The 15,164-nt window shown below is 68.1% G+C and carries 15 protein-coding genes; 13 read left to right on the top strand and 2 right to left on the bottom strand.

Annotation, left to right across the window (positions count from 1 at the left end; all coding sequences use genetic code 11):
* Positions 1-1,583 precede the first annotated feature (1,583 nt).
* Both OIE69_RS43850 and OIE69_RS43855 read right to left on the bottom strand, forming a co-directional pair.
* Entirely contained in the window at positions 1,584-2,348 is a 765-nt protein-coding gene (locus tag OIE69_RS43850; RefSeq protein ID WP_326581705.1) for a GntR family transcriptional regulator, read from the bottom strand.
* Positions 2,349-2,351: 3 nt separating this feature from the next.
* The gene (locus tag OIE69_RS43855) at positions 2,352-2,921 is read right to left on the bottom strand and encodes a UTRA domain-containing protein (protein ID WP_326581879.1); all 570 of its coding nucleotides are present in this window, start codon (positions 2,919-2,921) and stop codon (positions 2,352-2,354) included.
* A 156-nt stretch (positions 2,922-3,077) separates the two neighbouring features.
* On the opposite strand from OIE69_RS43855, the gene OIE69_RS43860 reads away from it, so the two are divergent.
* The 13 genes from OIE69_RS43860 to OIE69_RS43920 all read left to right on the top strand — a co-directional run bounded on the left by OIE69_RS43860 (position 3,078) and on the right by OIE69_RS43920 (position 15,155).
* Positions 3,078-3,494, top strand: coding sequence for an RNA polymerase sigma factor (locus tag OIE69_RS43860; RefSeq protein ID WP_326581706.1), 417 nt, complete (start codon positions 3,078-3,080; stop codon positions 3,492-3,494).
* A 545-nt stretch (positions 3,495-4,039) separates the two neighbouring features.
* Positions 4,040-4,552 (top strand): hypothetical protein, encoded by a 513-nt coding sequence (locus tag OIE69_RS43865; RefSeq protein ID WP_326581707.1) that lies wholly within the window; start codon positions 4,040-4,042, stop codon positions 4,550-4,552.
* 148 nt (positions 4,553-4,700) lie between these two features.
* Entirely contained in the window at positions 4,701-4,907 is a 207-nt protein-coding gene (locus tag OIE69_RS43870) for a DUF5999 family protein (RefSeq protein WP_326581881.1), read from the top strand.
* 36 nt (positions 4,908-4,943) lie between these two features.
* Entirely contained in the window at positions 4,944-5,204 is a 261-nt protein-coding gene (locus tag OIE69_RS43875; protein WP_326581708.1) for a WhiB family transcriptional regulator, read from the top strand.
* A gap of 151 nt (positions 5,205-5,355) precedes the next feature.
* Positions 5,356-5,847: a hypothetical protein gene (locus OIE69_RS43880; protein ID WP_326581709.1), complete on the top strand. Its 492-nt coding sequence runs from the start codon at positions 5,356-5,358 to the stop codon at positions 5,845-5,847.
* Positions 5,848-6,648: 801 nt separating this feature from the next.
* A complete protein-coding gene (locus tag OIE69_RS43885) occupies positions 6,649-8,349 on the top strand; it encodes a DUF2637 domain-containing protein (protein ID WP_326581710.1) in 1,701 nt (566 codons plus the stop codon).
* Positions 8,350-8,529: 180 nt separating this feature from the next.
* Positions 8,530-9,009 carry a hypothetical protein gene (locus tag OIE69_RS43890; protein ID WP_326581711.1) on the top strand — a complete coding sequence of 160 codons (480 nt, stop codon included), beginning with the start codon at positions 8,530-8,532 and terminating at the stop codon, positions 9,007-9,009.
* Between the two features lie 101 nt (positions 9,010-9,110).
* Positions 9,111-9,311 carry a hypothetical protein gene (locus tag OIE69_RS43895; protein ID WP_326581712.1) on the top strand — a complete coding sequence of 67 codons (201 nt, stop codon included), beginning with the start codon at positions 9,111-9,113 and terminating at the stop codon, positions 9,309-9,311.
* Between the two features lie 123 nt (positions 9,312-9,434).
* Positions 9,435-11,390 (top strand): hypothetical protein, encoded by a 1,956-nt coding sequence (locus OIE69_RS43900; RefSeq protein WP_326581713.1) that lies wholly within the window; start codon positions 9,435-9,437, stop codon positions 11,388-11,390.
* 11 nt (positions 11,391-11,401) lie between these two features.
* Positions 11,402-11,818, top strand: coding sequence for a conjugal transfer protein TraB (locus OIE69_RS43905; RefSeq protein WP_326581714.1), 417 nt, complete (start codon positions 11,402-11,404; stop codon positions 11,816-11,818).
* Positions 11,819-12,035: 217 nt separating this feature from the next.
* The gene (locus tag OIE69_RS43910) at positions 12,036-14,027 is read left to right on the top strand and encodes a chromosome segregation protein ParM (RefSeq protein WP_326581715.1); all 1,992 of its coding nucleotides are present in this window, start codon (positions 12,036-12,038) and stop codon (positions 14,025-14,027) included.
* A gap of 113 nt (positions 14,028-14,140) precedes the next feature.
* The gene (locus tag OIE69_RS43915) at positions 14,141-14,680 is read left to right on the top strand and encodes a hypothetical protein (protein ID WP_326581716.1); all 540 of its coding nucleotides are present in this window, start codon (positions 14,141-14,143) and stop codon (positions 14,678-14,680) included.
* Positions 14,681-14,972: 292 nt separating this feature from the next.
* Positions 14,973-15,155, top strand: a complete 183-nt coding sequence (locus OIE69_RS43920; RefSeq protein ID WP_326581717.1) for a hypothetical protein — start codon at positions 14,973-14,975, stop codon at positions 15,153-15,155.
* Positions 15,156-15,164 lie beyond the last annotated feature (9 nt).

Raw genomic sequence — 15,164 nt, forward strand, 5'->3', positions numbered from 1 at the left:
CCTGTCTATTCGCCTCGAGAGCCAGCAGCAGCAACGCCAACCGGTCCGTTGGAGCCCCACGTCCTGTCCTCGTCCCCAGCAGGCCGGCTGGCGTCACGGACCCGTCCCGATGGGCCCACCCGGGGGCCATGACGGCCTCGACCATACGCAGGAGCGTCGCCAATTCCTTGCGGTTGAGAGCGAGTGGGTGGCCGACAACTCCACGGGCCGTCCACAGTGGTATGACCTCACAGATCAAGGCACGGTTTTCGCCGGACTCGCCGGTCGCCACGCTGGTACGGACAACGCCGGACCTGCGCAGCGCCGGTAGAACACACGAGGCGACATACGAGGGCGACACGCCCAGCCAGCGAGCGAGCTCAGGAGTACGGATCTCTACCCGCCCGGTCGCCTCAGGAGTACGAGCAGCCAGGACGACTGTGGCCAGCCGCACCGCGTCAACCGTCCCAACGAGGCCGGGCGCGTCCAGCAACAAGTGCACGGCGCCACGCAAGCGCGCGCGGGTGTCGCGACCTAGTGCCAGCGGACGACACGCCCGCGGCGCCTGTGCCTGACGCGGATGGCCGACTCCCTCCTCTGGTCGCATGGCCGTGCGACTGCGACTTAGGGGGCCGAGGGCCGACCGGCTCGCACGGCTGACCCGCTGGGAGGTTGTCATCGGGCCACCGCCCGTAGTGGGGGTGAGGCTGCGCCAACTGATGGTGTGACCTTCGTCTCACCACAGGGTCGTAGAGGGCTAGTTTCTGGGCCAGAAAGGGGGACGCGGGCACGCCAAAGGTGGCGTGCTGCCATGACGTGATGCAAAATTGGCAGCGCTCCTTCTACGGGAGGGCATGACGAAGCCCCTCATCGGGTGCTTCGGCAGGTTGGGGAACCTGAAGATCGAACTGTTCGGCGGGCTGCGAACCTGTCGAACAATCCCTTCGGAGGGACTGGTGCTCCTCCGGTGGCAGGGGGCGCTGAGCTTCGGTGACTGCGAATCACCGCGACGCTGAGCGTCCCGGCGGCTGAGCCGCCCTCGCGTTAGCTCATGCGGGCCCCCTCAGCAGGAGGGGTGTGCGCGGCATCGGTCGAACAAATGCGAACACCCCACCGAGGGGTCAGCGCGTATTCAGTCGCTGGCCCTACGGCGGGGTGCTGCGTGTCTGTCAGAGGGTGCGGGTACCCTGAGTCCATGTCGATCACCTGACGGTTGCTGAAGGTGGCCGGCAGGCCAACGTCCCTTGTGGAGAGGTTCGAAGGCCACGTGGCCCCACACTCGACTTGCCTAAGGTCGACGGGGCCACATTTTTTTGATCTACGTCGGAGGCCACTGTACCCCTCGACCTCAGGACCTGGTGAGGCTTGCGGAACGTGTCGCCGAGCTGCTCGGTTCAGCACTTTGACGACTCATCAAGGCCAGCCAATCGGCCGGCCAAAGGCGACGAACCGTCCGGTCAGGCGCATAGGTCCCCAAGACCGCAGAAGCGGCACGACACCTCCCTGAGTGCAAAGCGATCTACCGCTCAGCCAAGCTATCACCTTACTGCCCTAAGACTTAAGGCCCTCGGCCGCACCTGCTCGGAGGGCCCCTGAGTTCGGTCTCACTCGGCAGAGAACTGGTAGCGCACGCGGTAGTGGTGTGCCGGCTTGGTCAGTAGCGAAGCCTCGATCGGACGGTCGCCAGCCGCGTACACGACGCGAAAAGTTACAAGGACTGGCCGGTCCTTGGGCAGCTGGAGGGCTACGACTTCTTCTTCAGTCGGGATTTCGGACGACACCTCGTCGACCACGTTGACCGGCGGATATCCGAGCTCGGCGAGGAGCGCTGGCGTGCCCCCCCGGATCTTGCGGCGCGCCATCATGGCCGTGCCCTCGGCAAGGTTCAAGGGGTAGTAGGACATGGCGAATTCAGTGGGCTCACCGTCAAGCAAGAGCACCTGCTTGCGCAACACCGCGTTGCCCCCCTCTGGAAGCCCGAGCGCCCGCCCCACCTCGAACGGTGGCTCGACCACCGCCACGTCGAGAAGCGTGATCGAACCCTGCTGTGATCGCTTGGCCGCTTCGCTCACCCACGGATACGGTTCGCCGACCGGAGCTGGCCTCGCGTACAGCGATGGCTCTATGGCCTCCTGGGTACTGCCCGTAACAAAGACGCCCTTGCCTGGCTGACCATGCACAAGCCCCTCTTCCTTGAGCAACGCCAGTGCGTTCTGGACTGTCGTTCCAGCCACTTCGTACTGGGCCATCAAGGCAGGCGTAGACGGCAGCTGTACCCCGGGCTCCAGGTCACCGCGCATGATCCGGCGCCGAAGGCCAGCAGCGATCCTCTGGTGCGCCGACCGACCATCCTCGAATGCTCTCGCCATAGGTCAGCTGGCCTGCCTTCTCTGTCGGTACCGCAAATGTCCAGTCCCAGTCATGATGCTTACCTCGATCGGCTCGCCGGTGGAAGACGCGACGAACCGTACGCAGATCAGCACAGGCGATCCCTCGGGCAGTCTCAAGAGGTGCGACTGCTCGGCAGTCGCGGCCGCCGCGGCAACGTCCTCCAGCGGCTCGTCCTCCGGGGTCTGCCCGATCGCCGCCAGAAGGGATGCGGTCCCGCCGCGGACTTTGCGGTGCTCGGCCAAGGCCGTCCCGTTGGCAAGGTGCAGCGGGTAATACGAGTCGGCGAGCTCGATAGGACGGTCATCGAGAAGGATCAGGCGCCGGCGGGCGATGACCTGGGCGCTGTGGGACAGCCGAAAGAACTCTCGCACGGGCTCGGGCGGGTCCACGGCTCCTACTGCCAACAGCCGCTGGGTTCCCTTGCGACCATGTGCGGCCGCGTGTGCCGCCCAAGGATCACCCGTTCCCTTCCGGCCCGGCCCTAGGTAGGGCCGAGGATCACCAGCCCATGCGTCCTTGCTGTCCACGGTCCGTCCCCCCTTGGCTGACATCTGCTCGTTCAAACCCTAGTGCCCGCAGTGATCAGCCGTCGCACGACCCAGAAGCCCTTGCCACCTTAAGGCTAATGGCCTTATGGTCGCATGGAGGTCGACGATTCGGAACTCGACCGACGAAGGCTCACCTGACTGAATCGAAAGGGGCCGCACATGACTCGACGTCAATGCGCAAACGAAGCTGCCGCCGCCGGCTCGGCCAACGGCCAAGCCAACGACTCAAATGCCTGCTGGACGGACCTGCTCGCCAGCACCTACGAGCGGCACGCCGGTCGACTGCAGGCCTACATCTCCAAGCGACTCACCCCGGGGCTGCGCCAGGACGCTGAGGACGTCGCCTCCGAGGTCTGGCTGCGGTGCGCCGAGGCGACCAGCACGATCGACCGTCGCATTCTCGACTTCTCGTGGCTGCAACTCATGGCCCACGCCGCAGTGCGCGCGCACCTCGGCGAGTCCCACTCCGGCGACCACGCCGAGGCGCCTATCGCCATCGACACGACTGCTCCCGTACTGATCGGCGGGACCGGCAGCGGCAAGACCCCGCTGGCCAAGCCCCTGCAGCTGACGTGATCTGACGCCTTTTGCCGGAACCGTCTCGGACGGCGCCGGCGATGGGCGCCGGAACCTCGGCGACCAGCACCACACAGGAAGTCGCCGCCCTAAACGGGGCGACCAGGGTCGATAGCACCATCAAATCCCCTGGCTCGCGACGACCTGTCGCACATCGCAGCGTCAGTGCGCTGTCTGGCCGTCATGGCGCTCGTACCTCGGGCGCCTGGCGGGCAGAGAGGGCATTCGCCGCCGCGCCCTCGAGGCCTGCCACGGGAGACGATGCAATGACCACCCAGACCGGGACTGCGACCGCTCGCCCCCGGGCGAAGAGGACCCGCACCAAGAACCACAGCAGCCGCCCGGCCTTGCTTGTCTCGACACTCGCCCCCCACCAGGTCGAACTTCTGCCCGGGGAGGTCAGCTTGGTCTGCCCGGATTGCTCCACCTGGTGCCCCATCACCGGAGTCCAAAGCGCTCCCAAGGTCGTCCCTCACGACACTGCGCCAGTGGGTGCACCCAAACAGGGCCGCTGCCGCGGCACCAACCGCTTAGTGGTCATTGACGTGACCATCGCCGAGTGGGCAGGCCGCCTCGGTGACGGCATCGCAGACGCCGCATCGCGGAGGCCGACTGCGGTACGCCGCAAGCCGATCACGCCCGCAACGCCAGCGGCGACCCGTATCACGCCCGTTGTTCCGCGCGCGGACGCCGCTTGGGACAGTCTCACCGCCCACCGCAAGGGCTGCGCCGTTTGCACCGGCCGCGACTACTGCCAGGACGGGATCACGCTGGCAGACACCTACAGCCGCCTGCTCCGGCAGGAGCCCGCTCGCAGGAACGTCCAGCGGGGGTGGGCTCGAGAGCGCAGGTCCTTCGACCAGTCCTACGCCAAGCAGGCGCGGGAACGGCAGGAACTGATGTTCGCCAGCCAGGCGCCCGCGGGGCAGTCCTCCGCCAAGGGAAGCGGCACGGCCGTCGAGGACACCAATAACACCTGCCGGACCACCCGGCAGGGCGCCTCGTCCGAGTTCCGAGGCCCCGAAGTGCCCCTCACCCCGACCCGCATCACCCGATAGTCCACTACCTGGAACGAACCACCGCGGCCGCCGCCAGCCCAGAACGGGATGGCGGCGGCCGCGGCCGTTCGTACCGCACCTCGTCAGCAGCGGCCGCGCGGCCTCGCGCGGCGGCCAAGCCCGCCCCGAAGGGACTGTCATGGAACGAATCTGCCTCCATCACCCCGCCTGCCCGCCGGCAACAGCTGCCGACCGGGAAGCCGCTCAGGTCGTGAGCGCGGTCTACCAGCAAGGTTGGAGCCTCCTTTGCAACGGCGTCCTGCTCTTCTCGGACACCGGGGAGTTACTGCCGGACGGTCGCGTCATACCGCCGCGCCACCCGCTCGGCACCAGCACCGTCGACACCGCCGCTTGAACCCACCACGACCGACCCTGAGAGGGAGGAAACACCATGGACTGGCGCCACAACGCGGTGTGCCGCGAGGAGGAGGACCCCGACCTCTTCTTCCCGATCGGCAACACCGGTCCCTCGCTGCTGCAGATCGAGGAAGCCAAGGCGGTCTGCCGCCGCTGCCCCGTGATGGAGCTGTGCCTCCAGTGGGCCCTGGAGACCGGCCAAGACGCGGGCGTGTGGGGCGGCCTCAGCGAGGACGAGCGTCGCGCGATGAAGCGCCGCGCCGCGCGTAACCGCACCCGCAAGGCCTCCTCCTGACGGCTTCGCACACCAGTGGCCACGGGCGTCGGCATCCACCTCGGATGTCGGCGCCCGCGGCTGCTCGTATGCAGCCAAACGGCGGCGGCCCCGGGATCGCACCCCAGGGCCGCCTCCAGGTCGCCAACCACTCAGGAAAGGGAACACGACCTTGGCAACCCTCATGATGGCAGCTCCCCAACTGCTGGACACCCCCCGCCCGACGTCCCCGCCCAGGGAGCCGGTCAAGCTGCCGCTGCCGCGGCGAGAGCCCGGCAAGACCCTCCGCTACGACGACCACGGCCTGCCGGCCCGGATTCCCGCCGGTCCGCCCAAGCCCGACGGTGCGATGCTCCAACGTCGGCTGATCGCGGCAGGCCGAATCAGCCGCCCCGCCGCCTGCACCCGGGTGGTCCCTGCGGCCGTCCTCGCGGCCTACGACTACAGCACGCTGGCGGAAGCCCACGACGACCGGGTCTGCGCCCGGCTGGCTGCGATCGCCCGCCGTACGCGGACGACCGGGCCGCAGATGGCGGACCACAGCATCAACGGGGACTACGGCCACGAGCCGATCCCCACCCCGCCGCCGACACCGCCCCCGGCACCGTCGGGGCAGACCAGCTCCAACGGGACCTCGATGGGGGTGGCCCCACGGGATGCCTGATGCACCCCGACGTTGTCCGGACTGTCGAGGCACCGGCAACGGCGTGCTGATCATCGACGGCTCAGGCCGGCAAACCCCGCAACGGTGCACAACCTGCAAGGGAAACGGCGAGCTCTAGACCCGCGCGTTCCCAAACCCCGAGGCGGGGGGCTCCGCCAAACTCCGGAGCCCCCGCCTCCTCCCACCACTTGAGCTATCGGTGCCTGACGATCTTCACGTAACGATTCGTGCACGGGTGTTGGTTACGGCAGCCGCCCGTGCTGTGGCGTTCTTTGGCCCGGGAAGCCGGACCGCCCGCCACCGCCTTCATGTCGCCGCCTGCGCGGCCGCCGCAGCATACGCCGCTGGCCACCGCGTTCAGGAGATACACCGGAGTCTCCATCGACAGGCGGAGCCTGACGCCGGTACTACCTCACATCTACTCCGCAGGCAGACGGCAACTGTGACCGAACACCGCACGCCCTAACGATCTGTCGGTTGCCTCCTGTGCCCGTCCTGGCTCGCCGGGACGGACACGGCTGAGGGGAGCCGTTCAGGACCGCAGGCCCTCAGCTCACACCATCGTCGTGTGGGACCGCCGCCGACACCGCCGCCCGCTTCATGACGGGCAACCCGGCCACCCCCATTTCGGGCGCCCCAGCGGTCTGGCTGACGGTGCGCCGTTGGCACTCGCACCCTCTGCAGCCCGACGTGGCCCACTTTCGTGCCCGCCTAGATCCATTTCGGCCACAGCTGATCACGTTTCGCGGCCACCCATTGCCGTTTCGAATACACCGTCTACCGCCCCTCTGGAGGCACCCCATGACGATCACCGAAGTGCCGCAGAGAGCGGCCACCGATACCCCGGTTTCGCGGCCGCCGACCACGATTTCGGGGGCGCCGCATCCCGCTTCGAGCGCGCCGGAAGAGGTTTCGGGTCCGCTGAAGCGGAACGCTCCGCCCCACCGGGTGCAGCCGTCCCGCGGTCCCCTGAGGACGTCGCAGAAGTTGACCGCGGCCGCGATCATCCTGGCCGCCGTCGCCCTCGCCGGCATCGGCCTCTACCTGAGCTTCGAGCACGTCGCGGACTTCGCCTACCAGCGGCTCGGCTTCGGCACCCTCGGCAAGGGCCAGCTGTTCGCCGTCGGCGTCGACACCGGCATCATGGTGATGATCGCCGTCGACCTGCTCATGGCCTGGCTGAACAGGCCCATCAGGTGGATCCGCTACCCGGTCTGGCTGCTCACGGCCGCCACCGTCGTTCTCAACGCCGCTTCCGGTGCTCCTCGCGGGCGCGGCTGGCAGCTGCTGGACTACGTTGCCGCGTTCGCCCACGGGGTCGTCCCGATCCTGTTCATCATGATCGTGGAGCTGGGCCGCACGTCGATCGACCGGGTGGTCCGCCCCGCTGAGCAGGAGGAACGCGACTCCATCCCGTGGTCCCGATGGGCCTTGGCTCCCTGGCCCACTGCCAAGATGTTCCGGCGGATGAAGCTCTGGGGCATCACCTCGTACCCGGAGATGGTCCGCCGCGAGCAGGAGCTACTGGCGTACGAGCAGTGGCTCATGCGGAGGCACGGCGGCAACCTGCGCAAGGCAACGGAGGACGAGCGTCTGCCCATGACGATGGCCCCCTTCGGGTACACCGTCGCGGAGGCCCTGGAGCTCCCCGAGCAGCAGGAACGCGATGCTCAGGTGCGTGCTGCGGATGCCGAGCGCCGGCGCCTGGACGCCGAGACTCAGCAGGAGATCGAGCGGAAGAACGCTGAGGCCAGGCGCATCGAGGCCGACGGCAAACTGGAGACCGTCCGGGCCCGCGTGGAAGGCGAGACCGGGCAGGCCCGGGCGCATGCACGGGCACAGGTCGGTGCTGCTGAGCGGGCTGCGGAGCAGGAACAGCAGGAGCTCGAGACGGCTCTCGTCTCTGAGGCTCGCGCCCGTGCCGCGACCGCGGATCGCGAGGAGGCCGAGCACCGCCGCGAAGAGGCCGCCGCCAGCCTGCAGACTGCAGAGCTCGAGCGCCAGGCCGCGGAGAAGCGGAGGGAAACCGCCGCCCTCGACGCCGCGGCCGCGGACGAGACCGCAGCAATCGAAACGGCCACTGCCGCCGAGGCCCGACTCCGCGCTGCCGAAGCCGACGCAGCCGCTGCCGAAGCGGACAGGGCCACTGCCGAAACCCGACGGCTTACCTCCGAAACCGACCGCCTTGCCGCGGAGGAGACAGCACGCAGGGAGGAGGCCTTGGCCGAGGCGAGCCGTTCACGACATGCCGCTGCCGAAGCCCGTCTGCGTGCGGCCGAAATCGAGACGCGTGCCGTCGAAATGGAGGACGTCGCCCGGCTGACGCCCCGGGAGCGGGCGATCCGCAAGGTCGGCCGGATGATCCTCAACCAGGCCGGCGGGAACGCCGAGGCCCTCACGCTCGCAACGATCCAGAGCGAGATGGGGCTCTCTTCGCCCAGCACCGCGTCCGAGTACCGCAAGGAGGCCGCACAGCTCCTGGCCGAGGGGTACCAGCCCTGACCTGCGAAAACACAGGGACCGACGGCTCCACTGGCCACCGGGGCACTCCACATGCCCCGGTGACCGGTGAAGGCGCCGAGCGCCACAGAACAGCGTTCCAGCACGACCAAGTTCGCGCAGCGGATCGGCCACGTACGCCGACGCCGCTGGAGTATCTGCAACTCGTACGGAGGTTCCATCATGAATGAGCACCAAACCGAGCCGTCACTGCGCGATGTGGCACGGAACGCGGGCGCGAGTGCCAGGTATCTCGCAGACATCCAAAGCGTCGTGGAGCAGATCAACGAAAACCTGAAAACCCTACGACGAGAAACGCGCATCTACTGCCGCAACACGCATGTGAAGGACGACAAGTGGTACCACCCGAGGCTGCGCGCCATTCCCGTTGACAGGCCCCTGGCCGCCGCTATCAGGCATGCCACCGCCCTCGCCAACTCCTTGGAATTTGCCTCGCGCCGACGTCGCGCACACGACGATGCAGTCAGGGCTCTCCCGGATAGGCGGCGTGAAAGGCAGTTGGCGCGGGACAAAAAGTTCAAGGAGGCCGCCGCTCTGCGCTCGACTCCCGAAACTCCGCCCGTGCCGACGGAAGAGCCATCGAATGAATACACTGGACCCCAGTCGGTCTGGGATATCAAGCGCGGAGAGAAGTCGGCCTGATGCGACCTCGAACACGGCGAGAACAGTCCACCGAAAATCGGCGAGCATGGCTGCAGGAACAGGTAGAAGCAGCCCGCGCAACGCGAGGCGAAAAGGGAGCCATGGAATTCTGGCTCCGACTCGCGCGAGCGGAAATCGCGCAGGAAATCAGGGCCGGTCAGAATGACGTCGTCCCGGCCTACGCACTCCTTCAGCGCGTCTTCATGCTCGCCATCGAGCTTCGCCGCGACGGCGACCCGCGTCTGTGGAACGACCTCATGACGTACGCCAGCGAGGTGGAGGAGGCGCACGCACACCGATGACACAGCGTGCACGGAACCAGCGCCCCGGAGGCCAAACGGCCTCGCGCGTAACGCGTGCACGCGTGCCCGTGCACGCGTGCACGCGAGAGTCACACTCTGTCAAGACCCGAGAGGAGGTGGAACGTGGCACGCGATGACGACACATTCGAAGGGGAAGACGACGACGCGGGAAGGGGCAACGTGGTCCGCCTCCCGGTTGGGCAAGGGGCCTACGTTGTACCGCCGAGAGTTCCGACATTCGAGGAGGTACGCCCGCCGGCCATTCCTGACCCTCTGCGCGAGGAGCCTGTTCCGGAAATTGCGGTACCTCCGGTTCCCACGCCGATGGCTCCTGCCGCGGCGCTGGCGGCGGAGGCTCCTACGGATGAAACGGGCGACGACGGTCCGAGCGAGGAATACGACGTCGACGCCGAGGTGCCCCGTTCGCTCGCTGATCGGATCGGCGACTGGATCGATTTCCGGATTTCTCGTGGCCGCGAGCGCCACGAAGCTGAAATGCCTCTGCGGGAAGCCGAGGTCGCCCGGAAGGTGGATTTGCTCAAGGCCAGGACCAATCACGATGTGACGATGTCCGGGTTAAACAGCAAACTTCAGCAGGAGAGGCTCAGAGGACGTGGTCCGGCAGCCGGATCCGGCGGGGACAAGGGGCGAAAGCGGACGCCAGGGCCGAATTCTGGAACGCCTAAGAATTCGGGTGGTGCGTCTGGCCGGAGCCCTAGCTCCAATGGGAAGAGTCCGGGCAAGAAGGCCCCTGAGGGTCCCTCTAAGGGGCATAAGAGGGGTACCGAGGGCAACGGGCCTTCCAAGGGCCGGAAGGACCCTCAGAAGGCCGCTGGCGGCGCTGCGTCTCCCGACAAGTCCAAGACTGGGAAGATCGACCCCAAGGGCAGCGGGGACGCAAAGAAGAGCCCTAAGAAGGATGGGGCGGGCCCGAAAGCCGGTGACCCCGGCCCGAAGAAGAATGGGACGGGCCCGAAGGACAGCCCGAAGAAGGATGGGGCGGATCCGAAGGCCGGTGACCCCGACCCGAAGAAGAGCGGGACGGGCCCGAAGGACAGCCCGAAGAAGGATGGGGCGGGCCCGAAGGCCGGTGACCCCGACCCGAAGAAGAGCGGGACGGGCCCGAAGGACAGCCCGAAGAAGGATGGGGCGGGCCCGAAGGCCGGTGACCCCGACCCGAAGAAGAGCGGGACGGGCCCGAAGGACAGCCCGAAGAAGGATGGGGCGGGCCCGAAGGCCGGTGACCCCGACCCGAACCCCGACGGTCCAGCCAAGGACAAGGGCGGCAGCGGGCCGTCCACCCCGACCCCGGGATCCGGAAGCGGCCCGGGTGACGATCCCCGTTCAGCGGAGGGACAACGCGGCAGCGGTAGAGGGCCGGGGGCTGACGATGCAGGCTCGCCCCGCGAAGGCATGTGGGACCGGTTCCGGAAGAACAAGGACGCCGAGACAGAGGCGCCGGGGCCCGTGGCCGCCGAAGACCTTGGCATCACGGTGGAGCGTGCCGACGAACCCCATTCGCCGCCGCAGGGGGCCCGCCAGGACCCCACACCCAAGGAGCTCGGCCCAGGGACGACTTCGGCAGAACCCCAGTCTCATACGGCGTCCCCCACAGCTGGCGGCGCCACCCAAAGCAGGGAGAGGACCGTGCAGCAGCCAGCGGAAGCCCCCGGAACATCTGGGGCCGCCGGCTTGGCGCCCCAGCACCGCACCAACATCACTTTCGCCCAGTTCCTGCAGGAGATGGCCTCAATGGCCGTCGAAGCGGCTGGCGACCAGGAGTACGCGCAGAACTTGTCCAAGGCGATGGGCATTGTGGCAGACGAGCTCCGGGCGATGGCGGGGGACTTGGCCCAGGACCACAACGTCGCGCCAGCGGTGGTCAATCTCCTCGTGGACCTCGCCGACTCTGCAGCCACCCTAAAGTTTCAGGCACAGCTCTTCGCTCACCGATTGGCCACGGCCGCCACCGCTGCCGTCATGGCCGCCCGGGAGGTCTCGCGGGTGTACGGCGAAGACATGCAGGCAAAGCGGGACGCCGGCCTGGCCCACGCATCTGCTGCCGCGCACCACAACTAGGAGAGATCCACATGGCGAACGAGCCCGCCACACAGGGCAGTAAGTCACCCGCTCCCGCGGATGGCGACAATCGCTACCAAGCCGTGCAGCAGAAGCTCATCGCAGCCGGTCAGGCCATGGACGACGCGGTCGCCGGGTTGCACGCCTTGAGTACCTCGATGGGCGAGCGGGCTGGCCGCGCGCAAGGCGTGGCTGCCCACATCGGGCACGCGGAGCTGGGGACCAGGTTCATCGACCTGGTCAACACTGTGTCCGTCTCCCAGGGAGGCGCCGCCGTCGACTCCGCAAAGATGCGGGACTCTGCGCAGGAGTTCGGGGGCAAGGTGCGCGATACACAGCGCACCCACTCGCGACTCTACGGAGCACTCGACGACATCCGCTCCACCAGGCGCGATCCGACGCCGAGGCCTGGCTTCTTCGAGGAATGAACCACCCCGCACCAGCAGAGGGCGGCCCGGCATCGTGCGGGGTCGCCCTTTCCCGATCCTGATAAGGAGTGCTTCCCCCGTGAATCCGCCCAGTGTCCGGCTGGAACGCCTCGTGTACACCATGGCTGCGCCGGCGCTGGCCGCAGTCCCGAACATCGCCCCCGAGGGAGCCGTCAACGGCGGCATCCTCACAGCCGGGGTCGTCAGCGTCGGTGGCATGCTGTTCGCCTTCAAGGGCGACGCCGGTGCAGGCCAGAAGCTCCTCCGCCTGTCTCCTCCGGCCGCGGCACTCGTCGTCGACCTCGTGGCGACGAACACCACCGGCTGGTACTGGGGGGCTGACGCTCTACTCGCCGCCGGATGGGCAACGACATTCGGCATGCTGCTGCCGTGGTCGCACAAGGCCCGCCGCCGTGCCCGTGCTGCGCTGGCCCGCGCGTCCGAGCCGGTCGCTGCGATCACGCCGGGACCGGCCGTGCCGACCCCCGCAGTGCCGACTCCCGCGCTGCCGATCCCAGGTGCAGCAAACGACGCCTTCACCGTTCAGGTCCGCCAGCTGTGGGAGCGTGCAGGGCTTCCTGCCCGCACCGTGGTCATGGTGGCAAAGCCACACCCCGGCACCGACCACGACTTCACGATGATCCTGCGCGCCGCCGAGCACGGCCGCCCCATCGTGGGACTCGAGACGACGGACATCGCCGCCGCCTTCCAGATCGATCCGGCTGACGCGCACAAAATGCCCGTCGCACCGCAAGCAGGCCGGCCGGCAGGGCCGGGCTGGCTCGAGGTCGAGGTCACCCCCGACGCCGGTGCGCGCCGAAGGAAGAAGCCCACCAACGATGAAAAGTGGGCCGACACCATAGGCCGCGAAGGCGGCCCCATCCCCGGCTCCAAGTTCCTATCGCGTGTACGGAACGCCGAGCGCGGCGTGACGTACTGGCGAGCTGTGATGGAGGACGCATCAGCCGAGCCGAGGGTGGACATCAAAGCTCTCTGCAAGACGCTCGGCGCATCCTACGAGGACGGCCGCACCTTCGTCACCACCGACGGCCCCGACATCCTGGTGTCCCAGTGGGACGTCTCCCCGCTCGCCAAGGTCTACCCGGCCACGCGCGAACTGCTCACGCCCGACGCCGAAGGCCGCTACGTCACCGGCTACCTCGCCAACGGCCAGCCCGCCCGAAACCGGGTCTACACCGAACGCGGCGCCGCCCACGGTCTGTTCGTCGCGCCATCCGGTGGCGGAAAGACGCAGCTCATGGCACTCGCCATCTGCGCCGACACCAACTCGGGGGCCTCCGTCTGGCTGGCCACCGAAACCCCGGACGAAAAGACCACAGCTCTCGGACGGCACATAGACCGTCAGGGCGCAGGCGCCCTGTACATGCTGCGCTCACTGCGAGCGACGTTCGCGTTGATGGAGATCCGCGCAGCCATGCCCTGGGCTGACGGCACCTGCCACGACTACACGCCCGGGCTGCCCGGTTGCCCGTACGGGCCACACCGCCAGTACCTGGACGAGTTCCTGTCAGCGGCCCGGCACCCGAAGTACGGCGCGGAGATCATGGACCTTGCCGAGCAGGTCTCGGTCAAGGGACGCAAGTACAACGTCGGCGAGAAGGTCGCAGGGCAGTCGGTCTATGTGCAGGACGGCTTCACCCAGTTGCTCCTGGAGAACCTCCGGGAGAACAGCATCCCGGTCGTTCTGAAGGTTGCTGCCCGGAAGGTCGCGGAGATGTTCAGGGCGCTGGGTATCGCCCCGGAAGACATTCCCGATCCGCTGCCTCGCTCCTTCTCGAAGGCGGAGAGCGGCCGCCTGGAGCGGATCATGAAGGGTGAGCCGGAGCCGCCGGCCGACGGCAACACGGGTGGCGCCGGATGGATCATCGAGACCCGCAAGCCCGAGGTCCTCCGCACCCTGTTCATGAACTTTGAGGAGGACATCTCGCCGCTGTTCCCCAGCGTGGTCGGGCGGCTCACCGACCACGAAATCCGTGAACTGGACCGCCGCGGCCTCCTGGGCGACTGGCACCGCCCCGACGACGAGTCCGAGGACGAAGGGCCCGACCTCGACGACTGGGGTGACACCGACACGAAGCCCCGACGGTTCCGCGGCACCGTGATCGCCCCCTACGCACCGACGCGCGCAGCGATCGCCAGCCCGGAGCAAGCCATGGAAGCCCTCAAGAGGCTCACCACCGGCGGGTGACCACGGGCCACACGCCTTCCGGATCTCAGCCACATCCGCATCACGCCCGTCCTGACCTTGCGGCCCTCCTTGCAACGCAGGGAGGGCCGCCTCACTTCGCGAATGGAAGAGACATGACGCAGCACCCCACCTTCGGGTACGAACCCCAGCGACTGTCCATGCCTGACGTGCCGCAGGACACGCTGGAGGCCCTGGCTCACGCGCACCGGATGCCTACCGCGTACGACCCGATCGCGGCCGGCGCGGTGGAGCTGTCCAGCGAGCGCCGGCCCGCCGTCTTCGTGCCCAGCCCCGACAACGCCTACGTCCTGGTGCCGCGGGACAGCCTCCCGGCCGGATACCTCCACAGCCCCTTTATGACGCAGCCGGAGCCCCGCCCGACGGGCGGCATCGACAAGATGGCCCAGCGCTTCGCGGCCGCCGGTGTTTTCGCAGCTGGCATGGGCTACGGCGTGTCGCAGGTCGTCAACGCGGTAGCCGGGATCAGCGGCGGGGTCATCCTCGGGATCGCCGCTCTCGTCATCGCCGCGCGCATGCCGGTCTCCCGAGCCCTCCGCGGAGGCGGCGACACCTACATCACCACCCACAACCACCAGCACACCCACGAGCCGAAGTGGTTCGGCAAGTCGTCTTCGGCGACCACCTACCACTGACCCGCCCCGGCCCACCTGCCTCGTACCCGAATCCCGTCCACCGCCCCGGTGGCTGGGCCTCGGGTACGGGACAGGCCGTCCGGGCGACGACAGGCACAACCACCAAAACCGCCTGCAGCCGATCACGCGCGATCGCTGCACCAGCGACGAATATCGCCTCCCACGCCGTGAGAAAGCAGCGGCCGCCAAGGGAAACGTGGCGGCTTCCTCATTCCACGTCCACGTAAGCAGCACGCCTGTCTGCCCGCGCGCCTTCGGACATGCCCCATCACCCGAGAAGGGACGGATCTTCATGGCGCCCCCGCACAGCGAAGCCCACGAGCGCAAGACCGACGCACCCGAACAGGCCGACTCCGCCGTCGGCCCACTGCGAAGGCAGGCCGTCATCGACCCGGCGCCCGTGATCGACGCCGGACGACTGGCTCGGCTTCCGCGAGGCCTCGGCGACCAGCTGCGTCGTACGCGCAACCTCTGAGCCGTGAAG

Origin of the sequence: Actinacidiphila glaucinigra (genome assembly GCF_035918135.1) — a bacterium.
In the GTDB taxonomy this organism is placed as follows: domain Bacteria; phylum Actinomycetota; class Actinomycetes; order Streptomycetales; family Streptomycetaceae; genus Actinacidiphila; species Actinacidiphila glaucinigra.